The sequence below is a fragment of the Marinobacterium aestuariivivens genome, from assembly GCF_042661465.1.
GTDB classification, from domain to species: domain Bacteria; phylum Pseudomonadota; class Gammaproteobacteria; order Pseudomonadales; family Balneatricaceae; genus Marinobacterium_A; species Marinobacterium_A aestuariivivens.
The window spans coordinates 3,357,825-3,383,954 of the sequence record NZ_JBHSWE010000001.1; the positions used below are offsets into that span (position 1 = coordinate 3,357,825).

Consider the following 26,130-nt stretch of genomic DNA (forward strand, 5'->3'; position numbering starts at 1 on the left):
CCATTTTGTACCGGAGATAGAGAATGAAGTTGCCGATTTATCTGGATTATTCTGCCACCACCCCGGTCGATCCGCGGGTTGCAGAGAAGATGATTGACTGTCTGACAATGGAGGGTAACTTCGGTAACCCCGCTTCGCGCTCCCACCTGTTCGGCTGGAAGGCCGAAGAGGCGGTCGAGAACGCGCGTCGTCAGGTGGCAGACCTGATCAATGCGGATCCGCGGGAGATCGTCTGGACTTCAGGGGCAACCGAGTCCGACAACCTGGCGATCAAGGGTGCGGCGCATTTCTATCAGAAGAAGGGCAAGCACATCATCACCTCCAGGATCGAGCACAAGGCGGTGCTGGATACCACGCGCCAGCTGGAGCGCGAAGGCTTCGAGGTGACCTATCTGGAGCCCAGCAAGGAAGGCATTATCGAGCCTTCGGCTGTTGCGGATGCGATCCGCGAGGACACCATTCTAGTGTCGCTGATGCACGTCAATAACGAGATCGGCACCATTACGGATATCGCGGCGATCGGCGAGATCACCCGCTCGAAGGGGATTATTTTCCACGTCGATGCGGCTCAGAGCACCGGCAAGGTCGAGATCGACCTGGATAAGATCAAGGTCGATCTAATGTCGTTCTCCGGCCACAAAACCTATGGGCCCAAGGGTGTTGGTGCGCTGTACGTGCGTCGCAAGCCGCGTGTTCGCATCGAGGCACAGATGCACGGTGGCGGGCACGAACGGGGCATGCGCTCAGGCACGCTGGCGACCCATCAGATCGTCGGCATGGGTGAGGCGTTCCGTATCGCCAAAGAGGAGATGGCTCAGGAGCACGAGCGCCTGGTCGCTCTGCGCAACCGTCTTCTGGATGGCGTCAAGGACATGGACGAGGTGTACGTCAACGGCTCTCTGGCTCAACGGGTTCCGGGCAACCTGAATATCAGTTTTGCGTTCGTCGAGGGCGAGTCGCTGCTGATGTCGCTGAAGGATCTTGCCGTGTCTTCGGGTTCGGCCTGCACCTCGGCGAGCCTGGAGCCCTCCTATGTGCTGCGCGCTCTGGGATTGAACGACGAGCTGGCGCACAGCTCGATCCGCTTCTCCATCGGACGTTTCAGCACCGAGGAAGAGATTGATCACGTTATAGCGCAGATCCGGACCGCTGTGGGCAAGCTGCGTGAGCTGTCGCCGCTCTGGGATATGTACCAGGATGGCGTGGATTTGAGCAAGGTCGAGTGGGTTCACCACTAAAGCATCCGCGGACGAATTGAGGAGGTCGATTGTGGCTTACAGCGAACAGGTAATAGATCATTACGAAAACCCGCGTAACGTCGGCAAGATGGACGCGGCTGATGCCAGTGTCGGTACCGGCATGGTCGGTGCACCGGCATGTGGCGACGTCATGCGGCTGCAGATCAAGGTCAGCGAGTCGGGTGTCATCGAAGATGCCAAGTTCAAGACCTACGGCTGCGGCTCGGCGATCGCGTCGAGTTCCCTGGTCACCGAGTGGGTCAAGGGCATGACGCTGGACCAGGCGGCCGATCTGAAAAATACCCAGATTGCCGACGAACTCGCACTGCCGCCGGTCAAGATTCACTGTTCGGTTCTGGCTGAAGATGCCATCAAGGCGGCAATCCAGGACTACAAGCAGAAACAGGGCAAGTAAGCAGCGCTCTGGAATTTTAAATCTGAAGCACCGCTCGCGGCGGTGCGGGGATGTTTGAGCTATGGCAATTTCCATGACGCCGGCGGCTGTACAGCATGTGGTCGGCTATCTTGAAAAACGCGGGCACGGAGCGGGCATTCGTCTGGGTGTCCGAACCACCGGCTGCTCCGGGATGGCCTACGTGCTCGAGTTTGTTGATGAAATTCAGGACGAAGACCAAGTTTTCGAAGCTGATGGCGTCAAGGTCGTGGTGGATCCGAAGAGCCTGATCTATCTGGACGGGACCGAGCTGGACTATGTGCGCGAAGGGTTGAACGAGGGTTTTCAGTTCAACAACCCGAACGTGCGTAACGAGTGTGGTTGTGGCGAAAGCTTTAACGTCTGATCGGAGCCCCGGTTGCCCGGAGTCGCATGGATATCAAACAAAACTACTTTGAGTTTTACGGCCTGCCCGAAGCTTTCGATCTGGACCTCGGGCAGCTGGCCGACCGCCATCTCGAGCTGCAAAAGCAGCTGCACCCCGACCGTTTTGCCCATCTTTCCGACCAGGAGCGCAGGCTGTCCGCGCAATATACCGCCTATCTCAACGAGGGCTACGCCACGCTGCGCTCGCCGCTGTTGAGGGCGCAGTATCTGCTCAAGCTGCGGGGTATCGATACCCATAATGAAAGCAGCGCACCGGTCGATCCGGCTTTCCTGATGCAGCAGATGGAGCTGCGCGAGCGGGTCGAGGAGGCGCCCTCCCATGCCGACCCCGACTCCGAGCTGGAAGCCCTGGCAGAGGAGGTGTCCAATGCCATGGAGCAACTGAGGCTCGAGTTCCGGCGCGAGATTTCGCAGCCAGGCGAGACCTCGCTGCAGGGCGCCGCGGCGGCCGTACGGAAAATGCAGTTCCTGGACAAGCTGAGTCGCGAAATCGAGCGGCTCGAAGACGAGTTGTACTGATATCGAGTTGATTACATGGCCTTGTTGCAAATAGCTGAACCCGGACAGAGCCCGGATCCCCACAAGCGCAAGCTTGCAGTCGGGATTGATCTGGGTACCACGAACTCACTGGTGGCAACGGTGCGCAGCGGCGAAGCTGTCACCCTGGCTGACGCGCAGGGTCGCCATACCCTTCCGTCTGTCGTGCGCTACCTTGCGGAAGTCGCGCCCGAGGTCGGCTACGAGGCCCATGCCAGGGCGGTTCAGGATCCGCACAATACGATCCAGTCGGTAAAGCGCCTGATGGGGCGCGGGGTTGCCGATGTCAAGAAGCTGGGGGATGAGCTGCCCTATCGCTTCGAACGCACCGATGAGGGCATGCCCTATCTCGTCACGGCGGCCGGGGCCAAGAGTCCGGTCGAGGTGTCGGCTGATATCCTGCGCACATTGCAGCACCGTGCCGAGCAGTCCCTTGGCGGGGAGCTGTCGGGGGCGGTGATCACGGTGCCTGCCTATTTCGACGATGCCCAGCGTCAGGCGACCAAGGATGCCGCGACCCTGGCGGGGCTGAAGGTGCTGCGCCTGCTGAGCGAACCTACGGCCGCTGCCGTCGCCTATGGGCTCGACCAGAGCGCCGAGGGCATCATTGCCGTATACGATCTGGGTGGCGGTACCTTCGATATCTCGATCTTGCGCCTGAACAAGGGTGTGTTCGAGGTGCTGGCGACAGGCGGCGACAGTGCTCTCGGCGGTGACGATCTTGATCTTGCACTGGCCAACTGGCTGGTCAGCGAGCTGGGTATCGATCCCGGCTTCTCTTCCGCAGAGGCGCGTTATCTCACCGAGCAGGCGCGCCGTATCAAGGAGGGACTGACCGACGAGCCGGTGCTGGAAGTCGAGCTTTCGATCGCCGGCGTCAGCAAGAAAATCCGCATCACCCGGGATATTTTCGGCGAACTGATCCAGCATCAGGTCGCCCATACCATTCGGGCTTGCCGGCGTGCGCTCAAGGATGCCGGTGTCAGCACCGAAGAGGTCAAGGACGTTGTGATGGTCGGGGGTTCGACCCGGGTACCCCAGGTGCGCGAAGCAGTCGCAAAATTCTTCGGCAAGCCGCCCCATATCGATATCGATCCGGACCGCGTTGTGGCTCTGGGGGCGGCGCTGCAGGCGGATGTCCTGGTGGGCAACAAGCCCGACAGCGACATGCTGCTGCTGGATGTGATTCCGCTTTCCCTGGGTCTCGAAACCATGGGCGGGCTGGTCGAAAAGCTGGTGCATCGCAATACCGCGATTCCGGTGGCCAAGGCTCAGGAGTTCACCACCTATCAGGATGGCCAGACGGCGATGGCCATACATGTCGTTCAGGGTGAACGCGAACTGGTCGACGACTGTCGCTCGCTGGCGCGCTTTGTGCTGAGAGGGATTCCGCCGATGGCGGCCGGTGCGGCCAAGATCCGCGTAACCTTCCAGGTCGATGCGGATGGTCTGCTCAGTGTCGCGGCGCGGGAGCTATCGACCGGCGTCGAGAGCAGCATCCAGGTCAAGCCGTCCTATGGTCTGAGCGACGGCGAAATCGAACGGATGCTCAAGGATTCCTACAGTCATGCCCAGGAGGATCTGGTGCTGCGCAGCCTGCGCGAGCAGCAGGTCGAGGCCGATCGGCTGCTGCAGTCGCTGGAGCAGGCGCTGGAACAGGACGGTCAGAGTCTTCTGTCCGGCGAAGAGCGGCGGGCGCTGGAAGCCTCGATGGCCGAGCTGCGTGCGCTTCGTGAGGGTGGCGACCACAAGGTGATCGAGGCGGGTGTCAAGGCACTGGCTAAAGAGAGTGACGAATTTGCCGCGCGGCGCATGGATGCTGGAATTCAGCGTGCGCTGCAGGGGCATAGTATTGAAGAAATTGAGGAGGGTCGTTGATGCCGCAGATTATATTCCTGCCCCATGAGGAGCTTTGTCCGGACGGCAAGGTGATAGAAGTGGAGCCGGGTGTGACGGTCTGTGATGCGGCGCTGGCCCACGGATTGGAGATCGAGCATGCCTGCGAGAAATCCTGTGCCTGCACCACCTGTCACGTGATCGTGCGCGAAGGCTTCGAGACTCTCGACGAGGCCGACGAGCTGGAAGAGGACATGCTGGACAAGGCCTGGGGGCTGGAGCCGGAGTCCCGTCTGAGTTGTCAGGCCGTGGTGGGCGATGATGACCTGGTGGTCGAGATCCCCAAATATACCATCAACCAGGTGTCGGAGCGGCACTGAGCAGGAGGCGGTGATGAGCCTGAAGTGGGTGGATGTCAATGATATCGCCATTGAACTCTGTGATCGCTTTCCCGATGTGGATCCGATGGCGGTGAGTTTTCCGGACCTCTATCGCTGGGTGATGGAGCTGGACGAGTTTGATGACGATCCCGCACATTGCGGGGAAAAGATTCTCGAGGCCATACAGATGGCCTGGATCGAGGAATCGGATTGAAAATCAGAGCCCGGCCAGCGCCGGGCTCTCTGTTTGTGGGCCCTGCTGTTTTCTGTCATGGGCTTGGCGTATAATGCCGCGTTTAATTTTTGAACTGCCGTTAATTGGGGAAATACCATGGCTATCGAACGTACTCTGTCCATCATCAAGCCCGATGCCGTTGCCAAGAACGTGATCGGCGAGATCGTCACCCGCTTCGAAAAGGCAGGCCTGAAGGTCGTTGAGATGCAGATGAAGAGCCTGTCCAAAGAGGAAGCCGAAGGCTTCTACGCCGAGCACAAGGAGCGTCCTTTCTTTGGCGATCTGGTGAGCTTCATGACCTCCGGTCCGGTTGTCGTGCAGGTGCTGGAAGGCGAGAATGCAATTGCCCTGAACCGCGACCTGATGGGTGCAACCAACCCGAAAGATGCAGCCGAAGGCACCATTCGTCGCGACTTCGCCGAGTCCATCGACGCCAACGCCGTTCACGGCTCCGACTCCGCGGCTTCCGCAGAGCGCGAAATCGCCTATTTCTTTGGTAAATAAGGCTTCGGCAAGCAAGGCTTCGGCCACTTAGACCGAACCCCGTGTCCGGTGCGCCCGCGGGCGCCCGGACACAACCTAGAATACCGAGTGACTCCGATGACTGAATCCGTAACCAAAACCAATCTGCTGGGGTTGTCCCCCGTCAAGCTGGAGGCTTTTTTGCCGAGCTGGGCGAAAAGCGTTTTCGTGCCACCCAGGTGCTGAAATGGATTCATCAGTTGGGCGCCGAAAGCTTTGATGAAATGACCAACATCAGCAAGGCGCTGCGCCAGAAACTGTCGGACGTCGCCGAGATAAGGCCGCCGGAAGTGGTGTCCCAGGATATTTCCCGCGACGGCACCCGCAAGTGGGTGATCCGGGTCGAGGGTGGTTCCTGCGTCGAAACCGTACTGATTCCGGACGGTGACCGCAAGACTCTCTGTATTTCGTCCCAGGTCGGCTGTTCGCTGAACTGCAGCTTCTGCTCGACCGGGAAGCAGGGCTTCAACCGCAACCTGACTGCGGCCGAGGTGATCGGCCAGGTCTATATTGCGATCAAGTCCTTTGGCCCGATGGATCCATCCGCCGAAAGACGCGTCACCAATGTAGTGTTGATGGGCATGGGCGAGCCGCTGATGAACTTCGAGAATGTCGTCGATGCGACCCAGTTGATGATGGACGACAACGCCTACGGTCTCTCCAAGCGCCGTGTTACGCTGAGCACCGCCGGTGTGGTGCCAGCGCTGGACCGCCTGCGGGAGGTGAGTGACGTGTCGCTGGCGATTTCGCTGCACGCGCCCAACGATGAGCTGCGTGATGTGCTGGTGCCGATCAATCGCCGCTATCCGATCAACGAGCTGATCGATTCCTGCAATCGCTATCTCGAAGGCTTGAGCGACAAGCGGGTCGTGACGGTTGAGTATACCCTGATCGCCGGTGTCAACGATCAGCCCCAGCATGCCCGGGAGCTGGTCAAGGTGCTGCGCAGACTGCCGTGCAAGCTTAACCTAATACCGTTCAACCCTTTCCCGAATTCCGGTTACGAGCGCCCGAGCGAAGAGGCGATCCAGGCCTTCAAGCAGGTCATGCTCAATGCCAGCATCATTACCACGGTGCGCCGTACCCGTGGCGACGAGATCGATGCGGCCTGTGGCCAGTTGGTCGGTCAGGTGATGGACCGGACCCGGCGTAGCCAAAAAATCATCCCTGTGGTACAAGAGGAGGCCGGTCGATCCGCCGACCGCAGAGTCTAGACCGGGAGGTGTGGTTTGAAAGGGATGCGCACGGCAGTATGGTTGTTTCTAACGTTTTTGCTGGCGGGCTGCTCCGGCCTGTCGCAACAGACCAACGACAATGGCGCATCCCCGGAAAAGGCACTGGAGGCGTACTCTCAACTGGGGCTCCAGTATCTGCGCGCCGGTGATACCGCCAGTGCCAAGGATGCGCTGCAACGCGCGCTGGAGATCAGCGATGACCATGCCGGCACCTACAACGGGCTGGCGCTGGTATTTCAGATCGAGCAGGAATACCAACTGGCTGAGAAGCATTTCCGACGGGCGGTATCGCTGGACCCGGATTCGGCTGTTTTTCACAACAACTTCGGTGCTTTCCTGTACGCCCGTGGTCTCTACGAGGAGGCCTGCGTTGAGCTGGGGCGGGCGACCGAGGATCCGTTTTATCCTCGCCGTGCCCAGGCGTTCGAAAACCTCGGTCGCTGTTTCCGCATGATCAACCGGGAGGACGCGGCGCTGCATGCGTTCGAGCGCTCGTTGCGGCTGGGGGCCAATCGTCCGGTAGCGCTGCTGGAACTCTCGGACCTGCACCTGCAGGCCGGGCGTGAACAGGAGGCGCAGCAATATTTCGACCGGTTCTCGACACTGATCGACAGCCGGCAGGTCGAGCACAGTGCCCAGAGTCTGTGGCTCGGTATCCGGTTGTCGCGCCTTAACGGCAACAGCACGCGGGCGGCAACCTATTCGCTGTTATTGAAGAACCTCTATCCGCAGTCCGCGGAATATGCTTTGTACAAGGAGTCGATGCAGTGAGCGACGTTTCCCCCCGGGCAGGACTCGGTGGATGCGGGCTTTTCCGGAGGCAGTTTGGTCGGTGCCCGTGAGCGGCTTGGCCTGTCGGCGCAGCAGGTCGCGGCCGAACTGCGCCTGCCGCTGGAGCAGGTCGAGGCGCTCGAGCGGGCAGACTTCGCCAGGTTGCCCAGTGTGGTCTTTACCCGTGGATACATCCGCGCCTATGCCCGGCTGGTCAAGCTCGATGGCGATGAGCTGGTGCGTCAGTTCGATCGCTGCTACGGCGGTGAAAGCCAGCCGGCCTCGATCCGCACTGTCAGCCGGGTGCGGCCGTCCGGATCGAGCGGTCCTGCAACATTCGGTTCCATGCTGCTGCTGGTGCTGGTGATCGTCGGCGCGACCTTCTGGTGGTGGAAAACCCAGTACGGGCACGAGGTGGCCGTCGAGGATCTGCCCGAACCCGCGGTGGCGGTCGAAACGGCGGACGGTGAAACGCTGGTCTTTACCACACCGGATGTGCCGCTGGAGGGCGAAGAGGAGTCCATGGTGCCGCAGGATGAGGCTCTGGCGTGGACTGCAGGGGACAGCCTGGCCGAAGGCGAGGTCGAATCGGATGTCCCGGCTTCAGGGGCGCAGCCTCTTCTCGACGGGATCGTACCGGCGCTAGGCGTGGCTGGTGAAGAACTGGCCGCTGCGGAATCCCGGGAGCCGGTTCCGGCGGAAGCGGAATTGGCCGTCGAGCCGGTCGCTGTCAGTGAGGGGCTCTATCTGCGATTCAGCGACGATTGCTGGGTGACGATCAAGAATGCCGACGGCAAGACGCTTTACAACAATCTCCGCAAGGCGGGGCAGGAACTTCGTCTCGAAGAGGGCGGTTCCATGAATGTACTGCTGGGTCGGGCTTCCGCGGTCAGCGAGTTCACTTTCGACGGCAATGCGGTTGACCTCGCGCCTTTCAGCAACAAGAATGTGGCGCGTCTGACGCTTCCCGTCAGTCAATAGACAGCCGTTTACGATTTAGCAGGGTTTGATTTTGGCCAAGATTAAAGCCATTCGTGGTATGAATGACATTCTGCCGGAGCAGACACCGGTCTGGCAGTATCTGGAGCAGCAGGTTCAGGCGGTTCTGTCGTCCTACGGTTACAGCGAAATCCGCACGCCGATCGTCGAGCAGACCGATCTGTTCAAGCGTTCGATCGGGGAAGTCACCGACATCGTCGAGAAGGAGATGTATACCTTCGACGACCGCAATGGCGACAGCCTGACGCTGCGCCCCGAGGGCACGGCCAGCTGTGTCCGTGCAGCCGAGGAGCATGGTCTGCTGTACAACCAGGTCCAGCGACTCTGGTATCGTGGCCAGATGTTCCGCCACGAGCGCCCGCAGAAAGGGCGTTATCGCCAGTTTCACCAGATCGGTGTCGAAGCCTTCGGCATGCAGGGGCCGGACATCGATGCCGAGGTGATACTGCTGACTGCCCGCCTCTGGCGCGAGCTCGGCCTGATCGATGCGGTGACGCTGCAGCTCAATACCCTTGGCAGTGCCGAGGCGCGAGCCCTCTTCAAGCAGGATCTGGTCGCCTATCTCAGCGAACACAAGGATCAGCTCGATGAAGACAGCCTGCGGCGTCTGGAAACGAATCCGCTGCGCATTCTCGACAGCAAGGACGCCTCGACCCAGTCGTTGCTGAACGATGCACCTGACTTTCACGACTACCTCGACGAGGAATCCCGTCAGCACTTCGACGCACTGAAACGCCTGCTCGACAAGGCAGGGGTCGTCTACGAGGTCAACCCGCGGCTGGTGCGTGGTCTGGACTATTACTGCAAGACCGTATTCGAGTGGGTCACCGATGAACTCGGTTCCCAGGGGACTGTCTGTGCCGGCGGTCGTTACGACGGTCTGGTGGAGCAGCTCGGTGGCAAGGCGACGCCGGCCGTTGGCTTCGCGATGGGCATCGAACGCCTGGTGCTGCTGCTGGAGACCCTTGAGGCAATCCCTGCCTCGGTTCGCCAACTGGTCGATGTCTATATCGCTTCGATGGGTGACCGGGCGGCCGAAGAGGCGCTGTTGCTGGCCGAACGTCTGCGCGGGCAGGGCGGGTTCAGGACGCAGCTGCACTGCGGTGGCGGCAGCTTCAAGAGCCAGATGAAAAAGGCCGACAGAAGCGGTGCGGCCGTGGCACTGATTCTCGGCGAAGACGAGGTCGCACAGGGCGAGGTGACGCTGAAGCCGCTGCGCGGCGAAGGCGAGCAGCTGAAAGTCGCCAATGAACGGCTCGTCGGCGAGCTGACACGAATCATTAACGCTTAATAGCACTGGGCATAGGAGTCGCACGTGGCGGAGCTGCGTACAGAAGAGGAACAGGTAGAGGCGCTCAAGCGGTGGTGGCAGACCAATGGCAAGTCGCTGCTCCTGACCGTTGCGCTGGCGCTGGCGCTGGTGATGGGCTGGAAAGCCTGGCAGCAGCGTCAGGAGGCGGCTGCGGCCAACGCGTCGGTGGTCTATCAAAACCTGCTCGAGGCGGTGTCCGGCGTGCTCGGAGCCCAGTCGTCGCCCGAACTTGTCAGTACCGCGGAGCAGCTGGCATCCACGCTGAAATCGGACTACGGGGACAGTGCCTATGCCCGCCTCGGTGCGCTGTTGATGTCTCGCGTCGCAGTTGAGCAGGGACAGCTTGACCAGGCGCTGAGCGAGCTGGACTGGGTGCTGGCACAGGAGCCCGAAGGCCCGCAGCGCGTGGTTGCCCAGATCCGCAAGGCTCGCTTGCTGGCGGAGCAGGGTAATACCGGGGACGCCCTGGCGCTGCTCGACACTGTACAGCCGGGAGAGTTCGAATCCAGCTATCAGGAGCTGAGAGGGGATCTGCTGCTGCGCGATGGCCGGGAAGCGGATGCCCGCGAAGCCTATCGTCTGGCGATTCAGGCAGCCGAGGCCGGGGGTGCGCGTCCACTGTTGAAAATGAAACTGGATAATCTCGCAGTCGAGGAAGGTTAAATGAACAAGCTGTTCCGTGTACTGACGGCCGGGATGCTGGCGGCTTCACTGACCGGCTGTAGCCTCTGGGGTGCCAACGACGAGATCGAACCCAGCGAACTGGTCGACTTCGAGCCGGAAAGGCAGGTTCAGGTCCTCTGGAGCGCCCGCGTCGGAAGCGGCCTGGGAGACAAATACCACCAGTTCGCGCCTGCCTCCGACGGCGTGCGTATATATGCCAATGATACCGAGGGCACTGTTGCAGCGTTCGACCTGAATACAGGCCGACGGATCTGGGAGACGGAGCTGGATACGGTGATTGGTGCCGGTGTCGGTGTGGGTCTTTCCCAGGCGGTGGTCGTGGCGGAGTCGGGTGAAGTCATAGCGCTGAACAGTAGCGACGGCCGCGAACTCTGGCGTCGACAGCTGAGCTCCGAAGCGGTGGCTGCGCCGCAGTTGAACCGTGATCTCGTGGTGGTGCAGCTGGTCAACGGCAAGGTCACTGCGCTGGACGCGGCAAGCGGTCAGCATCGCTGGACCTATGACAGCCAGGTGCCGAGCCTGAGTCTGCGGGGTACCGCGGCGCCCGTCGTGGCGGCTGACGTGACCTTCACCGGATTCGCCAATGGCAAGCTGGTCGCGATCGCAAACAGCAATGGCAAGATGGTCTGGGAGCAACGCGTGGCCGAGCCTCAGGGGCGTTCCGAACTCGAGCGCATGGTCGATGTGGACGGCCGGCCGCTGCTGGCCAGCAACATGCTCTATGTCAGCAGCTATCAGGGCCGTCTGGTCGCCATCAATCCGTTCAATGCCCAGATCCAGTGGGCACGGGAGTCGTCGAGCTACCGTAGCCCGGTGGCCGGTTTCGGTAATGTCTATGTGGCCGAGGCGAACGATCATGTTCAGGCCTTCGACGCCGGCAGCAGTGCCAGCGTCTGGAGTCAGCCGCAACTGGAGCATCGGGGTATAACCTCGCCTGCATTGTTGGGCAATTACCTGGTTGTCGGTGATCGGGAAGGCTACCTGCATTTCCTCTCCCAGATCGATGGTCATTTTGTGGCGCGCTACCGCGCCGACTCGGAGGGCGTTGTCGGTGACATGCTTTCCGTCAATGATGTGCTCTATGTACTCGACAATGACGGCCGTCTGCTGGCATTGCGCCTGAACTGAGCACTCCTGAATTTCACAGGCGGCTATTCGTATGTGCGAATAGCCGCCGTTTTCGTTTCGGTAAATAAAAGATGCTGCCGGTTATAGCGCTTGTCGGCCGACCCAATGTCGGTAAATCAACCCTCTTCAACCGACTGACCCGATCCCGGGACGCCCTGGTGGCCGACCTGCCGGGCCTGACCCGTGATCGCAAGTACGGCGAGGGGCGTGTGGGTGAACGCGATTACCTGGTGATCGATACCGGTGGTATAAGCGGTGACGAGCAGGGGATCGACTCGGTGATGGCCAGGCAGTCGCTGCTGGCGATCGACGAGGCCGATATTGTGCTGTTTCTGGTCGACGGCCGGGCCGGGCTCAATCCTGCCGATGAAATGATCGCCGACCATCTGCGGCGCAGCAGCAAGGACTGCCATCTCGTCGTCAACAAGACCGACGGCCTCGATCCTGACGTTGCGATGGCCGAGTTTCACGGGCTTGGTCTGGGACAACCGCTGCCCATCGCCGCCTCCCAGAACCGCGGCGTGCGACTGCTGATCGAAGAGGTGCTGGGCGAGTTGCCGGAGGAGGAGGCGGAAGAGGTCCCCGAAGAAGTCGAGAAGAGTATCCGTATTGCCGTTGTCGGTCGTCCGAATGTCGGCAAATCCACCCTGGTGAACCGCATGCTGGGCGAAGAGCGGGTGGTGGTGTTTGACGAGGCAGGGACGACCCGGGACAGTATCTATATTCCCTATGAGCGGGAGGGGCAGGCGTATACTCTGATCGATACCGCAGGTGTGCGCCGGCGCAAGAACATCACCGAGGCCGTCGAAAAGTTTTCGATCATCAAGACCCTGCAGGCCATTGAAGATGCCAACGTGGTGGTGTGCGTCATCGATGCGCGTCAGGGGGTGACCGATCAGGATCTGCACATGCTCGGTTTCGTGCTTGACGCCGGACGGGCGCTGGTTGTGGCACTGAACAAGTGGGATGGCATGACCGAGGAGCAGAAGCTCAAGGTCAAGGAACAGATTCAGCGTCGGCTCGAGTTTGTCGGCTTTGCGCGCTTCCACTTCATCTCGGCGCTCCATGGCAGCGGTGTCGGTGAAATGTACCGCTCGGTCGATGAGGCCTACGGATGTGCTATGGCCAAATGGCCGACCAACCGCCTGACGCGTCTGCTCGAGGATGTGGTAGCCGATCATCAGCCACCGATGGTGCACGGGCGGCGCATCAAGATGCGCTATGCCCACCAGGGTGGGTCGAACCCGCCTATAATCGTGGTGCACGGCAACCAGCTCGATGAGCTGCCCAATTCCTACAAGCGGTATCTGCAGAACAAGTTCACCGAAGTGCTGGGGATTCGCGGCACGCCGGTACGGTTCGAATTCAGGGTGGGCGAGAACCCCTATGAGGGGCGCAAGAACAAGCTGACCGCACGGCAGGTGGCGAAGAAGCAGCGCTTCAAGCTGCATGTGCAGGATCTCAAGAAGCAGTCCAAGCGCAAGGCTCGCAAGAAGTGAACACCGGGTTCGACCGCCGTCGCCTTCCCATTGGCGTATTCGACTCCGGTGTGGGCGGGCTGACGGTGCTGAATGAGCTGAGGCGGCTGTTGCCCCAGGAGAGTCTTATCTATCTGGGGGATACCGCAAGGGTGCCCTATGGCACCAAAAGCTCGCTATCGGTCACGCGGTATGCCGAGCAGGCAGCGCGACTGCTGATCGAACGTCAGGTCAAGTTGCTCGTCATTGCCTGCAATACCGCCTCGGCTGTTGCCGTGGAACCCCTGACGCTAAGATTTCCAGGCGTGCCAGTTGTCGGAGTGATCGAGCCGGGCGCCCGGGCCTGTTGCGCCGAGACGCGAAGCGGTCATGTCGGGGTGATTGCAACCGAAAGCACTGTGAATAACCTGGCCTATCAGAAAGCGATTCTGGCCCAGCGGCCCGATATACGCATTCGTGCGCAGGGCTGTTCACTCTTCGTCTCACTGGCTGAGGAGGGGTGGCACGATGGCGAACTGGTCGAACAGATCGTCGCCCGCTGCATGGCGCCTCTGCTGGATGAGGCTGAGGGTGATGCCGGTATCGATACGCTGGTGCTGGGTTGTACGCACTTTCCTGCGCTCAAGGGGGCGATTGCCAGGGTGGTCGGAGAGGGCGTTCGCCTCGTTGATTCCGCTGTCACGACCTCGAAGGTCGTGCGGGAGCATCTGATCGAGCGTGGTCTGGATCGCCCGGAGTCGGAGACCGGGCATGTCTCCTTCCTGGTCACCGATGGGCCGGAGCGCTTTGCCCGGGTCGCATCCTACTTCTTCGATGAGCAGGTGAATGCGGCTCAGGTCGAGCTCGTCGACCTGCAGCATTTTGCAACTGCCTGAGCGGCCCGCCGGTTGTCACCGGACTATAATGAATAGTATGGATGGGCTGGCGGAAAGCGGCTTTTCTGAATATTTTTTTCAGGGGCTGTTGACTCTCCCGCTGGGGTCTGTAGAATTCGCCTCCTCGCTTGGGGAGACAGCCGGAAACGGTCATCGAAACAGGCGGCGGGGTCGGAAATAAGTGGTTGATTTTCAATGAAAATTAACGATAATGACCGGCCTCTGAAGCAACTCCGATTCACAGTCGCCACGGCGACGAAAGTTGAAAAAAAGAGTTGACTTCGAAACCGGGTGCGCTAGAATATGCGCCCACTTGAGACGAAAGGCCAGTTCATCGGTCGCTTCTCGAGACGCTCTTTAACAGATTGATCAGGTAATTCGTGTGGGCGCTTGTCGGGATAGGGCAAACAAAAGCTTTATCAAGATAAGCAACCTTACATGTGAATTCATTTAAAGTTGTTTTAACTTGAGTCAGATTTAGAAGTGTTTCGGCATTTCGAAAATTTAAACTGAAGAGTTTGATCATGGCTCAGATTGAACGCTGGCGGCAGGCCTAACACATGCAAGTCGAGCGGTAGCACAGAGAGCTTGCTCTCGGGTGACGAGCGGCGGACGGGTGAGTAACGCGTAGGAATCTACCGAGTAGTGGGGGATAGCCCGGGGAAACCCGGATTAATACCGCATACGCCCTAAGGGGGAAAGTGGGGGATCTTTGGACCTCACGCTATTTGATGAGCCTGCGTAGGATTAGCTAGTTGGTAGGGTAAAGGCCTACCAAGGCGACGATCCTTAACTGGTCTGAGAGGATGACCAGTCACACTGGGACTGAGACACGGCCCAGACTCCTACGGGAGGCAGCAGTGGGGAATATTGGACAATGGGGGCAACCCTGATCCAGCCATGCCGCGTGTGTGAAGAAGGCCTTCGGGTTGTAAAGCACTTTCAGTGGTGAGGAAAGGTGTGTGGTTAATACCCGCATACTGTGACGTTAGCCACAGAAGAAGCACCGGCTAACTCCGTGCCAGCAGCCGCGGTAATACGGAGGGTGCGAGCGTTAATCGGAATAACTGGGCGTAAAGCGCGCGTAGGTGGTTGAGTCAGTCAGATGTGAAAGCCCCGGGCTTAACCTGGGAACTGCACCTGATACTGCTTGACTAGAGTACGGTAGAGGGCAGTGGAATTTCCTGTGTAGCGGTGAAATGCGTAGATATAGGAAGGAACACCAGTGGCGAAGGCGACTGCCTGGACTGATACTGACACTGAGGTGCGAAAGCGTGGGTAGCAAACAGGATTAGATACCCTGGTAGTCCACGCCGTAAACGATGTCGACTAGCTGTTGGGAGACTTGATCTTTTAGTAGCGAAGTTAACGCGATAAGTCGACCGCCTGGGGAGTACGGCCGCAAGGTTAAAACTCAAATGAATTGACGGGGGCCCGCACAAGCGGTGGAGCATGTGGTTTAATTCGAAGCAACGCGAAGAACCTTACCTACTCTTGACATCCAGAGAACTTGCCAGAGATGGCTTGGTGCCTTCGGGAACTCTGAGACAGGTGCTGCATGGCTGTCGTCAGCTCGTGTTGTGAAATGTTGGGTTAAGTCCCGTAACGAGCGCAACCCTTGTCCCTATTTGCCAGCACGTAATGGTGGGAACTCTAGGGAGACTGCCGGTGACAAACCGGAGGAAGGTGGGGACGACGTCAAGTCATCATGGCCCTTACGAGTAGGGCTACACACGTGCTACAATGGCCGGTACAGAGGGTCGCGATCCTGCGAAGGGGAGCCAATCTCAGAAAACCGGTCGTAGTCCGGATTGGAGTCTGCAACTCGACTCCATGAAGTCGGAATCGCTAGTAATCGCGAATCAGCATGTCGCGGTGAATACGTTCCCGGGCCTTGTACACACCGCCCGTCACACCATGGGAGTGGACTTCACCAGAAGTAGGTAGCTTAACCGCAAGGGGAGCGCTTACCACGGTGGGGTTCATGACTGGGGTGAAGTCGTAACAAGGTAGCCGTAGGGGAACCTGCGGCTGGATCACCTCCTTAAACGACCTTGTCCGTCCCGGCACAGCGTTCACACGAATTACCTGATCGACGTTAGAGAAGAGCAAAAACGCTTATGTAGGCTTGTAGCTCAGCTGGTTAGAGCGCACCCCTGATAAGGGTGAGGTCGGTGGTTCAAGTCCACTCAGGCCTACCAATCATCCCCGGATGGTTGAAGTGGCTCAGCTGGTTAGAGCGCACCCCACTCTTTACAGGGAGAAAGGGGTGAGGTCGGTGGTTCAAATCCACTCAGGCCTTGCAGTCGTTCAAGCACGGTTGATGCTGTTACCTGGTCAATGGAATACTCCTGACTCAGGACGTACTGGGGCTATAGCTCAGCTGGGAGAGCGCCTGCTTTGCACGCAGGAGGTCTGCGGTTCGATCCCGCATAGCTCCACCATCTACGGATGGATGAAGTTTGGAATTGCACGCAGGAGGTCTGCGACGGAAGGCCGCCCCGTTCGATTCCGCATAGCTCCACCATTTCCCGCCACTCGGCGTTGGATACCTCGTCGCATAGCAGGCTATGCGTCCTCGGCATCCGCCTTGATTGGCGAAAAATGGTCGCTCCAGAGAGTTTTAAAAATTAATCACCTGCGCGGTGTTTAACTTTTAAAGCTTTACGCTTTAAACGCTCTTTAACAATATGGATTCGAATTCAATTCGAGATAAGTCTTGTACTGAGTACAAGCGCCAATGGCGAAAAATCTTATCGTACTCTCGTCCTTGACAGACGCCTTCGGGTTATATGGTCAAGTGACGAAGCGTGCACGGTGGATGCCTTGGCAGTCAGAGGCGACGAAAGACGTGGTAGCCTGCGAAAAGCTTCGGGGAGGTGGCAAACAACCTTTGATCCGGAGATCTCTGAATGGGGAAACCCACCCGCTTTGCGGGTATTCCTTTCCTGAATACATAGGGATTGGAAGGCGAACCCGGGGAACTGAAACATCTAAGTACCCGGAGGAAAAGAAATCAATTGAGATTCCCTTAGTAGCGGCGAGCGAACGGGGACCAGCCCTTAAGCTCAGTTGTTGTTAGCAGAACGCTCTGGAAAGTGCGGCCATAGTGGGTGAAAGCCCCGTATGCGAAAGCGGCAATTGAGTGAAATCGAGTAGGACGGGACACGTGTTATCCTGTCTGAACATGGGGGGACCATCCTCCAAGGCTAAATACTCCTGACTGACCGATAGTGAACCAGTACCGTGAGGGAAAGGCGAAAAGAACCCCTGTGAGGGGAGTGAAATAGACCCTGAAACCGTGTACGTACAAGCAGTGGGAGCAGGCTTCGGCCTGTGACTGCGTACCTTTTGTATAATGGGTCAGCGACTTAATTTCAGTAGCAAGGTTAACCGTCTAGGGGAGCCGTAGGGAAACCGAGTCTTAATAGGGCGTTTAGTTGCTGGGATTAGACCCGAAACCGGGCGATCTATCCATGGGCAGGTTGAAGGTTGAGTAACATCAACTGGAGGACCGAACCGACTACCGTTGAAAAGTTAGCGGATGACCTGTGGATCGGAGTGAAAGGCTAATCAAGCTCGGAGATAGCTGGTTCTCCTCGAAAGCTATTTAGGTAGCGCCTCATGTCTCACCACCGGGGGTAGAGCACTGTTTCGGCTAGGGGGTCATCCCGACTTACCAACCCGATGCAAACTCCGAATACCGGTGAGTGCAATCATGGGAGACACACGGCGGGTGCTAACGTCCGTCGTGAAAAGGGCAACAACCCAGACCGCCAGCTAAGGTCCCAAAGTTATCGCTAAGTGGGAAACGATGTGGGAAGGCTCAGACAGCTAGGAGGTTGGCTTAGAAGCAGCCACCCTTTAAAGAAAGCGTAATAGCTCACTAGTCGAGTCGGCCTGCGCGGAAGATATAACGGGGCTAAGCGATACACCGAAGCTGCGGATGCCACTTGTGGCATGGTAGAGGAGCGTTCTGTAAGCCGTTGAAGGGGAAGCTGTGAGGCACCCTGGAGGTATCAGAAGTGCGAATGCTGACATGAGTAACGATAATGGAGGTGAAAAACCTCCACGCCGGAAGACCAAGGGTTCCTATCCAACGCTATTCGAGGTAGGGTGAGTCGGCCCCTAAGGCGAGGCAGAAATGCGTAGTCGATGGGAAGCGGGTTAATATTCCTGCACCGGCTGTAACTGCGACGGGGGGACGGAGAAGGCTAGGCCAGCGCGGCGTTGGTTGTCCGCGTTTAAGGATGTAGGTTGAGGAGTTAGGCAAATCCGGCTCCTTAAGACTGAGATCTGATGACGAGGTCCCATGTGGACCGAAGTGGTTGATGCCAAGCTTCCAGGAAAAGCCTCTAAGCTTCAGGTTACAGCTGACCGTACCCAAAACCGACACAGGTGGTCAGGTAGAGAATACCAAGGCGCTTGAGAGAACTCGGGTGAAGGAACTAGGCAAAATGGTGCCGTAACTTCGGGAGAAGGCACGCTCCTGACGGTGACCCCCTGCGGGGTGAGCGGTTGGGAGTCGAAGATACCAGGTGGCTGCGACTGTTTATTAAAAACACAGCACTCTGCAAACACGAAAGTGGACGTATAGGGTGTGACGCCTGCCCGGTGCCGGAAGGTTAATTGATGGGGTTAGCGCAAGCGAAGCTCTTGATCGAAGCCCCGGTAAACGGCGGCCGTAACTATAACGGTCCTAAGGTAGCGAAATTCCTTGTCGGGTAAGTTCCGACCTGCACGAATGGCGTAACGATGGCCACACTGTCTCCACCCGAGACTCAGTGAAATTGAAATAGCTGTTAAGATGCAGTTTACCCGCGGCTAGACGGAAAGACCCCGTGAACCTTTACTATAGCTTCACAGTGGACTTTGACATTACTTGTGTAGGATAGCTGGGAGGCTTTGAAGCGTGGACGCCAGTCTGCGTGGAGCCGACCTTGAAATACCAGCCTGGTACTGTTGAGGTTCTAACTCTGGACCGTGATCCGGTTCGAGGACATTGTGTGGTGGGTAGTTTGACTGGGGCGGTCTCCTCCCAAAGCGTAACGGAGGAGCACGAAGGTACCCTCAGCATGGTCGGAAATCATGCAATGAGCGCAAGAGTAAAAGGGTGCTTGACTGCGACACAGACACGTGGAGCAGGTACGAAAGTAGGTTCTAGTGATCCGGTGGTTCTGTATGGAAGGGCCATCGCTCAACGGATAAAAGGTACTCCGGGGATAACAGGCTGATACCGCCCAAGAGTTCACATCGACGGCGGTGTTTGGCACCTCGATGTCGGCTCATCACATCCTGGGGCTGAAGCCGGTCCCAAGGGTATGGCTGTTCGCCATTTAAAGTGGTACGCGAGCTGGGTTTAGAACGTCGTGAGACAGTTCGGTCCCTATCTGCCGTGGGCGTTTGAGATTTGAGAAGAGTTGCTCCTAGTACGAGAGGACCGGAGTGAACGAACCTCTGGTGTTCCGGTTGTGATGCCAATCGCATTGCCGGGTAGCTACGTTCGGACGGGATAACCGCTGAAAGCATCTAAGCGGGAAGCCCCCTTCAAGATAAGATCTCACCGGGACCTTGAGTCCCCTAAAGGGCCGTTCGAGACCAGGACGTTGATAGGCTGGGTGTGTAAGCGTTGCGAGGCGTTGAGCTAACCAGTACTAATTGCCCGTGAGGCTTGACCATATAACGCCCAAGGCGTTTGGGGTCGGGAGTTCAGGTGAAGAGCCTGAGATAAGATTTGAGCATTGGCTGAAGCTTGTGCACAGACAGGACAGGCGCGAGAAAGCGCTGAAAAATCCGAATTGAAGACTGGGGATATACCGGCCAATCACAGGTTATCCACAGGCAAAAGAATCCATATTGTGCCAGTTTTGCTTGGCGACCATAGCGAGGTGGAACCACCTGATCCCATCCCGAACTCAGTAGTGAAACGCCTTAGCGCCGATGGTAGTGTGGGGTCTCCCCATGTGAGAGTAGGTCATCGCCAAGCATCTAATTAAACAAAAGCGCCCCGGCCTCTGGTCGGGGCGTTTTTGTTTTATATGCTCTGACCTGCTCTCACATGGGGCATGTGAACAGCGTAAGCGTTGACTGGTTACACGTTGTTTCAGAATACGTGAGATGTGAAGTTCCCATTTAAAAATAGATGGGAACGTAACATGCCTGAATCCACACTACCGCCTCGCCGTCGATACCTGCCAGAACTCAAACTGAAAATCGTCCGCGAAGCGCTGGATGGGCCTCTGTCCAAGGCCGCTGTTGCCCGCAAATACAACATCAATGCCAATATGGTGTCGAACTGGATTCGTGAGTATCGCGACGAGGCGCGCTGGGTCAAAAAAGCGAAGGCACCGATATTGCCTATTGTCGTGGATGATGCGGCCACGGCTGATCCCACAGCATTAACACCAGCAACACAGGTTCATGTACCGGAACCGATCCGGCCAATCGAAGCGACCCTGACGATCCAATTCACCTCAGGCCATCAAATAACCGTCAGCAATCCGAGCGAGACCCTGGTCCGCCAAATACTGAGTACACTGGCATGATCGGTTTACCCTCCGGAACGCACGTCTGGCTGGTCGCAGGCTATACGGATATGCGAAAGGGCTTTGACGGTCTTGCCGCCCATGTTCAGTACCAGATCGATAAAGATCCCTTCTCAGGGCATCTCTTCGTGTTCCGAGGTCGGCGAGGTGATCGCATCAAAGTGCTCTGGTGGGATGGTCAGGGGCTCTGCATGTTTTACAAGCGTCTTGAGCAGGGACGTTTTGTCTGGCCGCAGGCACAGAACGGTGTCATTCACCTGTCGTCTGCACAGCTGTCCATGCTACTCGAAGGGATCGACTGGCGGACGCCGAGGCGCACTGAACGCCCTGTTCTATCAGCATAAAACCCAATAAATACGGGGTCTCCAGGCAGGTTCATGGTAAAATTAACGCCATGAAATTGACCGCTGACTCCCTGCCAAGTGATCCAGAACTGCTTAAGCAGATGGTACTTGCTATGCAGCAGGACATGGCCAGTTTGCAGCAGGACCTCACCGCAGAGAAGACTCGGACAGAGCGCCTCGAACTCCGCCTGGCTGCATTGCTTCGGAATCGCTTTGGTCGCTCCAGCGAACGATCTGGAAGCTCAGACCAGCTCGATCTTCTGATCGAAGATACCGAAACGGCCCTCGCGCAAATATCACCGAGTTCCAACATCTCGGCAACGCTGCCGTCTACCTCGCGCAGCCGCAAACGCTTCAGCGAATCGCTTCCCCGCGAGGAGCGTCGTTACGAACCCTCCAGTTGTAACTGCCCCGACTGTGGTGGGGATATGAAGCTGATCGGAGAAGATACCTCTGAAATGCTGCATGTGGTTCCAGAACAGTATGTCGTTATCCGGCAGGTTCGGCCTAAATATAGCTGTAGTGCCTGCGATCGAATCGCCCAGGCACCTGCACAGGAGCGTGTGATCGATAAGGGGATCGCTTCGGCGGCGCTGATCGCGCAAGTGATCGTTGATAAATACGCTGATCATCTACCTCTCTACCGTCAGGAAGAGCGCTTCAGGCGTGCGGGTATCGATCTGGATCGCTCCACGCTGGCGGGCTGGGTGGGTCGTGCCGGTGCACTGTTGGAACCCCTGGTCCAGGCAATCCGCAGCCATGTCATGGATGCGGACAAGCTCCATGCCGACGACACCACAGCGCCCACGCTCAAGCCTGGGAACAGTAAAACCCTGACGGGACGCTACTGGAACTATGTGCGTGATGATCGTCCCTGGGCTGGTGATGCCGCACCGGCGGTCTGGTTCCAATACAGCACAACGCGATCTGGGAAAGAGCCAGCCGCTCACCTGAAAGGGTATTGCGGCATTATCCAGGCAGATGCCTATGCGGGTTACAACCTGGCGGTTCAATCAGGCATCACGAGAGCCGGTTGTTGGGCGCATGTGAGAAGAAAGTTCTTTGAACTGGCAGAATCCACACAAAGTCCTGTAGCACAGGAGGCCGTTGATCGAATCAACGCGCTGTATAGCGTAGAGAAACAGATCAATGGCCGGCCACCCGATGAACGGCAAGCTTATCGAGCAGGACAGGCCAAACCGTTAATGGATGATCTGCATGCCTGGCTGGATCAGACGCTTCGGCAATGCTCTAAAGGCTCTGCCCTGGGGAGAGCGATCAACTATGCCCGTAAGCAGTGGGATAGCCTGACGCTGTATCTCAACGATGGTCGAGTCGAGATCGATAACAATGCCGCTGAACGTGCCATCCGTCCCTTGGCCTTGGGGCGGAAAAATCATCTTTTTGCTGGATCTGAGGATGGCGGGCATTACGGTGCGGCGCTCTACAGCATCATGGGTACAGCGAAGTTGAACGGTATCGATCCGAAAGCTTACCTGACAGCCGTACTGAAACGGATCAACAATACCAGGGCATCAGACGTCGAAAGCCTGCTCCCCTGGAACATCAACCTCGACGACTCGCAGGTTGCTGAGGCCATCTAGGGTGTAAGCAGTCAACGCTTACTGAACAGCGCCGCTTGCGGCCGCCTTACCCATGTAGAGTAGGGTCAAAACGGGACTTGTCGAAGCCTGCTTCGACCCGTTTTGACGGCTGCGGCGTGCATCGCCCGCGGGACGGCTCAGGCTCCGCCTGAGGCGCCAAGCATCCCGTCCGGATACTCCGGCTTCAGGCCGAAGCGCCAGTATCAGACCCTGCCCAGGCATCTCGTCGCCCGAAACCATTCGCTGCGGGGCGCAGCTCCTACGCCGTTTTGACGGCCGCGACGTGCATCGCCCGCGGGACGGGCCATTGCCAAGCATCCCGTCAGGATACTCCGGCTTCAGGCCGAAGCGCCAGTATCAGACCCTGCCCAGCCATCTCGTCGCCCGAAACCATTCGCTGCGGGGCGCAGCTCCTACGTCCGTTTTGACGGCTGCGGCGTGTATCGCCCGCAGCATGGCTCGCGCGTGCGCGAGGCGCCAAGCATCCCGTCCGGATACTCCGGCTTCAGGCAGAAGCGCCAGAATCAGACCCTGCCCAGGCATCCCGTCCGGTTAGCAGGGACTGATTCGCGGTGCCAACCTCCCAGCGGAAAGCACTCGCTGCGGGGCGTAGCTCCTGCGCCCGTTTTGACGACCGCGGCGTACCCGCCCGCGAGGACAAAATTGTCGGGAGCAATTTTGAACGTCGCCATTTATGGCGGCGGCCCCGCAGGGGCGAGGAAAGATCATCATTTTAGGAATTTTTCCTAGAGCGCGAACCGAAAGCCTTGGCCATACTGTTCTTGCTGGGATTCAGAAGGATCTGATGGCGGCAGGGTGCCGTCAGTAGAGGCATGGATAGCCGGTAACATCCTCAGCAGTAGCCCCCAGAACCAGGGATGGTGCGGGGGCTCTTTATTGTCTGCAGGTCTGCGCTCGATACTTGCTCTACAGGCGCCATTAAGCCGGTTGTTTTGTTGCTACCCTTTGCACCTTCTATCCCAGATAGCGGCTTTCTTTTCGATAACCTGATCAGTTCGCTTTTCCGAACTGCAGCTAACATGGTAAAAACTCAGCCGGTTCCGAAACTGATATAAGGGAGTCCCATGTATAGCGATGAAGATATCCGGCGCCTGAAGTGGCAGAGCCGCCGGGGCATGCTGGAATTGGATGTGTTGCTGGTACCTTTCGTCGACGAGGCTTTTCGTCAGTTGCCACTGGATGATCAGGACCGGTTCGTGAAATTGCTTGCCTGTGAGGATCAGGATCTCTTCGCCTGGTTCATGCAGCGTGCGGTTCCGGAGGATCCGGATCTTGCGCGGATGGTGAAGATTATTCTGGACCGTGTTCAGCCCGGTTGAGGTCTCGATCCGGCCTTCGCGGCAGCTGCAGTGGCTGAATGGAATCAGCCACGTCTGCCTGCTTGGGCTTATGGTATTCAGCCTCGCGCCCCCTACCTGAAACCCTTTCTCGCATTGGGCGCTGTGGCCAGCGCTGTCCTGGCTCAGCGTGCCATAGGTTCGGCTGCATTGATGTTGCGCTGGGATGTCGATCGGCGAACCCTGAGCGTTCGCAGTGGCTCCGAGCCCTGGCAGCCTGTAGAGCAACTGGAGTCTACGATGGTCTTGCCCTGGTGCGTACTCATGCGGCTGCGGCTTGCGCATGGCCGTATCCGTCTTGTAGTCGTACCGGACAGCGTTTCCTCGGCCGGATACCGACGTCTATCTGTCCTTGCCCGGCTTGCTCCGTTGGCGCTCAATGTGTCTGATCCGGCCACTCGTAATTGATCGGCGTCAGTATGCTGTCCCGTGCTTCTGGCGCAAGGCCCGGATAGTCCAGCGTGTAGTGCAGGCCTCGGCTCTCCTTGCGCTGCATGGCAGAGCGGATAATCAGGTCCGAGACCAGCGCCAGGTTGCGCAACTCCAGCAGGTCCTTGGTGACACGATAGTTGCTGTAATACTCAGTAATCTCCTGCTGCAGCAGGTCGACCCGATGCTTTGCGCGCTGCAGTCGTTTGGTTGTGCGTACGATGCCCACATAGTCCCACATGAAGCGGCGCAGCTCGTCCCAGTTGTGGGAAATAATCACATCCTCGTCGGAGTCTGTGACCTGGGAAGCATCCCATTCGGGAACTTCGAACTCATGATCAGGTGAAACATCTTGCTGAGCGGCAATATCGGTGGCGGCAGCCGAAGCGAATACCAGGCATTCGAGCAGGGAGTTCGAGGCCAGGCGGTTGGCGCCATGCAGTCCGGTGAAAGCGGTTTCGCCGATGGCGTAAAGTCCGGGTATGTCGGTCCGCCCCTGAATATCGGTCATGACACCGCCGCAGGTATAGTGCGCCGCTGGGACAATGGGGATCGGCTCGCGGGTGATGTCGATCCCATACTCAAGGCACTTCTGGCGGATGGTCGGGAAATGCGACTGGATGAAGTCGGCGCTCTTGTGCGAAATGTCCAGGTAGAGGCAGTCGGAGCCCAGGCGTTTCATCTCGTGGTCGATGGCCCGCGCGACGATGTCGCGGGGCGCGAGCTCCTCGCGCTTATCGAAGCGGGACATGAAGCGGCTGCCGTCGGGCAGCAGCAGGTGTCCGCCCTCTCCGCGTACCGCTTCTGTAATGAGAAAGGACTTGGCCTGGGGTGGTAAAGGCAGGTCGGGTGGAACTGGTTGAACTCAAGGTTCGCGACCCTGCAGCCGGCGCGCCAGGCCATGGCGATGCCATCACCCGAGGCCCCGTCGGAATTGCTGGTGTAGAGATATGCCTTGGACGCTCCACCGGTGGCCAGCACTACGTGGCCGGCACGGAAGAGATTCACCTCTCCCGTTCTGTTATCGAGCACATAGGCTCCGACACAGCGGTTCTTCGGCAACCGCAGTTTGCGTCGGGTGATCAGGTCAACGGCAATGCAGGACTCGAAAAGATCGATATTGTCAGCGGCCCTTGCCTGCCGGACCAGGGTTTCCTGTACTGCCTGGCCGGTGGCATCGGCGGCATGGATGATGCGGCGATGGGAGTGGCCGCCTTCCTTGGTCAGGTGATAATGGCTGTCTTCGCGGGTGAAGGGCACGCCCTGGTCGATCAGCCACTGGATGCTTTCCCGGCCATGGGCGACGGTATATTCGACGGCAGCCTGGCGACTCAGGTTGGCGCCTGCGGTCATGGTATCGGAGACATGAGCGATCGCCGTATCGGTCTCGTCGATGACGGCGGCGATCCCCCTTGCGCAAGCCAGGTCGAGCCGCAGGTCAGGTCGCCTTTGCTCAGCACCGCGATCTGCATGTGCCCGGGCAGTCGCAGCGCGAGACTGAGGCCAGCTGCACCGCTGCCAATGATCAAAACATCATAAATATGCTCGCTGGTCATGATGAGCCCTGATTGCTGGATTTGCTGGGGAGGGTAGAGGCTTCCGATTATGCCCTGCCGGTACCGCTTTCGTGAATCTTTTGTGTCATTGGCACGGAATTTTTACAACCGGCCCGGAACTTAAAATTCACCTCAGGTTCATACAAGTTAGCTTGCGCTACCCGGATTCCAAGAGGTTGCAATGATGTAGCCGCCACCGCCATACTTCACGACATTATTCCCC

Annotated in this window: 20 protein-coding genes, 2 tRNA genes, 3 rRNA genes and 2 pseudogenes; 26 read left to right on the top strand and 1 reads right to left on the bottom strand. The window is 58.3% G+C overall.

Going from position 1 to position 26,130, the window contains the following annotated elements:
- Positions 1 to 23: 23 nt before the first annotated feature.
- The 26 genes and pseudogenes from ACFQDL_RS17485 to ACFQDL_RS17610 all read left to right on the top strand — a co-directional run bounded on the left by ACFQDL_RS17485 (position 24) and on the right by ACFQDL_RS17610 (position 24,330).
- Positions 24 to 1,238: an IscS subfamily cysteine desulfurase gene (locus ACFQDL_RS17485; RefSeq protein ID WP_379910155.1), complete on the top strand. Its 1,215-nt coding sequence runs from the start codon at positions 24 to 26 to the stop codon at positions 1,236 to 1,238.
- Between the two features lie 31 nt (positions 1,239 to 1,269).
- A complete protein-coding gene (iscU, locus tag ACFQDL_RS17490) occupies positions 1,270 to 1,653 on the top strand; it encodes a Fe-S cluster assembly scaffold IscU (RefSeq protein WP_379910156.1) in 384 nt (127 codons plus the stop codon).
- A 61-nt stretch (positions 1,654 to 1,714) separates the two neighbouring features.
- The gene (gene iscA / locus ACFQDL_RS17495; protein ID WP_379910157.1) at positions 1,715 to 2,038 is read left to right on the top strand and encodes an iron-sulfur cluster assembly protein IscA; all 324 of its coding nucleotides are present in this window, start codon (positions 1,715 to 1,717) and stop codon (positions 2,036 to 2,038) included.
- A 26-nt stretch (positions 2,039 to 2,064) separates the two neighbouring features.
- Positions 2,065 to 2,598 (top strand): Fe-S protein assembly co-chaperone HscB, encoded by a 534-nt coding sequence (gene hscB / locus ACFQDL_RS17500; RefSeq protein ID WP_379910158.1) that lies wholly within the window; start codon positions 2,065 to 2,067, stop codon positions 2,596 to 2,598.
- Between the two features lie 15 nt (positions 2,599 to 2,613).
- On the top strand, positions 2,614 to 4,494 hold the full coding sequence (hscA, locus tag ACFQDL_RS17505) for a Fe-S protein assembly chaperone HscA (RefSeq protein WP_379910159.1): 1,881 nt from the start codon (positions 2,614 to 2,616) through the stop codon (positions 4,492 to 4,494).
- The gene (fdx, locus tag ACFQDL_RS17510; RefSeq protein WP_379910160.1) at positions 4,494 to 4,832 is read left to right on the top strand and encodes an ISC system 2Fe-2S type ferredoxin; all 339 of its coding nucleotides are present in this window, start codon (positions 4,494 to 4,496) and stop codon (positions 4,830 to 4,832) included. The genes hscA and fdx overlap by 1 nt, the downstream gene beginning before the upstream one ends.
- Before the next feature lie 13 nt (positions 4,833 to 4,845).
- A complete protein-coding gene (iscX, locus tag ACFQDL_RS17515) occupies positions 4,846 to 5,046 on the top strand; it encodes a Fe-S cluster assembly protein IscX (RefSeq protein WP_379910161.1) in 201 nt (66 codons plus the stop codon).
- A 117-nt stretch (positions 5,047 to 5,163) separates the two neighbouring features.
- Entirely contained in the window at positions 5,164 to 5,571 is a 408-nt protein-coding gene (ndk, locus tag ACFQDL_RS17520) for a nucleoside-diphosphate kinase (protein ID WP_379910162.1), read from the top strand.
- Positions 5,572 to 5,667: 96 nt separating this feature from the next.
- Positions 5,668 to 6,803 (top strand): annotated as a pseudogene (gene rlmN, locus ACFQDL_RS17525) (dual-specificity RNA methyltransferase RlmN).
- 42 nt (positions 6,804 to 6,845) lie between these two features.
- Complete coding sequence (gene pilW / locus ACFQDL_RS17530; protein ID WP_379910163.1) at positions 6,846 to 7,595, top strand: type IV pilus biogenesis/stability protein PilW; 750 nt, start codon at positions 6,846 to 6,848, stop codon at positions 7,593 to 7,595.
- A gap of 54 nt (positions 7,596 to 7,649) precedes the next feature.
- Positions 7,650 to 8,576 carry a RodZ domain-containing protein gene (locus tag ACFQDL_RS17535; RefSeq protein WP_379910164.1) on the top strand — a complete coding sequence of 309 codons (927 nt, stop codon included), beginning with the start codon at positions 7,650 to 7,652 and terminating at the stop codon, positions 8,574 to 8,576.
- Between the two features lie 58 nt (positions 8,577 to 8,634).
- Positions 8,635 to 9,885, top strand: a complete 1,251-nt coding sequence (gene hisS / locus ACFQDL_RS17540) for a histidine--tRNA ligase (protein ID WP_379910165.1) — start codon at positions 8,635 to 8,637, stop codon at positions 9,883 to 9,885.
- 24 nt (positions 9,886 to 9,909) lie between these two features.
- A complete protein-coding gene (locus tag ACFQDL_RS17545) occupies positions 9,910 to 10,569 on the top strand; it encodes a YfgM family protein (RefSeq protein ID WP_379910166.1) in 660 nt (219 codons plus the stop codon).
- The gene (gene bamB / locus ACFQDL_RS17550; RefSeq protein ID WP_379910167.1) at positions 10,570 to 11,718 is read left to right on the top strand and encodes an outer membrane protein assembly factor BamB; all 1,149 of its coding nucleotides are present in this window, start codon (positions 10,570 to 10,572) and stop codon (positions 11,716 to 11,718) included.
- Positions 11,719 to 11,789: 71 nt separating this feature from the next.
- Positions 11,790 to 13,217, top strand: a complete 1,428-nt coding sequence (der, locus tag ACFQDL_RS17555) for a ribosome biogenesis GTPase Der (protein WP_379910168.1) — start codon at positions 11,790 to 11,792, stop codon at positions 13,215 to 13,217.
- On the top strand, positions 13,214 to 14,071 hold the full coding sequence (murI, locus tag ACFQDL_RS17560; protein WP_379910169.1) for a glutamate racemase: 858 nt from the start codon (positions 13,214 to 13,216) through the stop codon (positions 14,069 to 14,071). The genes der and murI overlap by 4 nt, the downstream gene beginning before the upstream one ends.
- 506 nt (positions 14,072 to 14,577) lie before the next feature.
- Positions 14,578 to 16,118 (top strand): 16S ribosomal RNA (locus ACFQDL_RS17565).
- A 77-nt stretch (positions 16,119 to 16,195) separates the two neighbouring features.
- Positions 16,196 to 16,272: transfer RNA gene (locus ACFQDL_RS17570), tRNA-Ile, on the top strand.
- A gap of 167 nt (positions 16,273 to 16,439) precedes the next feature.
- Positions 16,440 to 16,515 (top strand) — tRNA-Ala (locus tag ACFQDL_RS17575).
- 350 nt (positions 16,516 to 16,865) lie between these two features.
- A 23S ribosomal RNA gene (locus tag ACFQDL_RS17580) occupies positions 16,866 to 19,750 on the top strand.
- Positions 19,751 to 19,941: 191 nt separating this feature from the next.
- Positions 19,942 to 20,057: ribosomal RNA gene (gene rrf / locus ACFQDL_RS17585) — 5S ribosomal RNA — on the top strand.
- Together the 16S, 23S and 5S rRNA genes with 2 tRNA genes alongside form the textbook arrangement of a ribosomal RNA operon.
- 169 nt (positions 20,058 to 20,226) lie before the next feature.
- Positions 20,227 to 20,616, top strand: coding sequence for an IS66-like element accessory protein TnpA (gene tnpA / locus ACFQDL_RS17590; protein ID WP_379910170.1), 390 nt, complete (start codon positions 20,227 to 20,229; stop codon positions 20,614 to 20,616).
- Positions 20,613 to 20,960 carry an IS66 family insertion sequence element accessory protein TnpB gene (gene tnpB / locus ACFQDL_RS17595; protein WP_379910171.1) on the top strand — a complete coding sequence of 116 codons (348 nt, stop codon included), beginning with the start codon at positions 20,613 to 20,615 and terminating at the stop codon, positions 20,958 to 20,960. The genes tnpA and tnpB overlap by 4 nt, the downstream gene beginning before the upstream one ends.
- 50 nt (positions 20,961 to 21,010) lie before the next feature.
- Positions 21,011 to 22,564 carry an IS66 family transposase gene (tnpC, locus tag ACFQDL_RS17600; RefSeq protein ID WP_379910172.1) on the top strand — a complete coding sequence of 518 codons (1,554 nt, stop codon included), beginning with the start codon at positions 21,011 to 21,013 and terminating at the stop codon, positions 22,562 to 22,564.
- A 1,085-nt stretch (positions 22,565 to 23,649) separates the two neighbouring features.
- Positions 23,650 to 23,904 (top strand): FAD assembly factor SdhE, encoded by a 255-nt coding sequence (locus tag ACFQDL_RS17605; RefSeq protein WP_379910173.1) that lies wholly within the window; start codon positions 23,650 to 23,652, stop codon positions 23,902 to 23,904.
- 30 nt (positions 23,905 to 23,934) lie between these two features.
- On the top strand, positions 23,935 to 24,330 hold the full coding sequence (locus tag ACFQDL_RS17610; RefSeq protein ID WP_379910174.1) for a protein YgfX: 396 nt from the start codon (positions 23,935 to 23,937) through the stop codon (positions 24,328 to 24,330).
- Here the strand turns inward: ACFQDL_RS17610 and nadB are convergent.
- A pseudogene (gene nadB / locus ACFQDL_RS17615) lies at positions 24,299 to 25,907 on the bottom strand (L-aspartate oxidase). The gene ACFQDL_RS17610 and the pseudogene nadB overlap by 32 nt on opposite strands.
- Between the last annotated feature and the right edge of the window lie 223 nt (positions 25,908 to 26,130).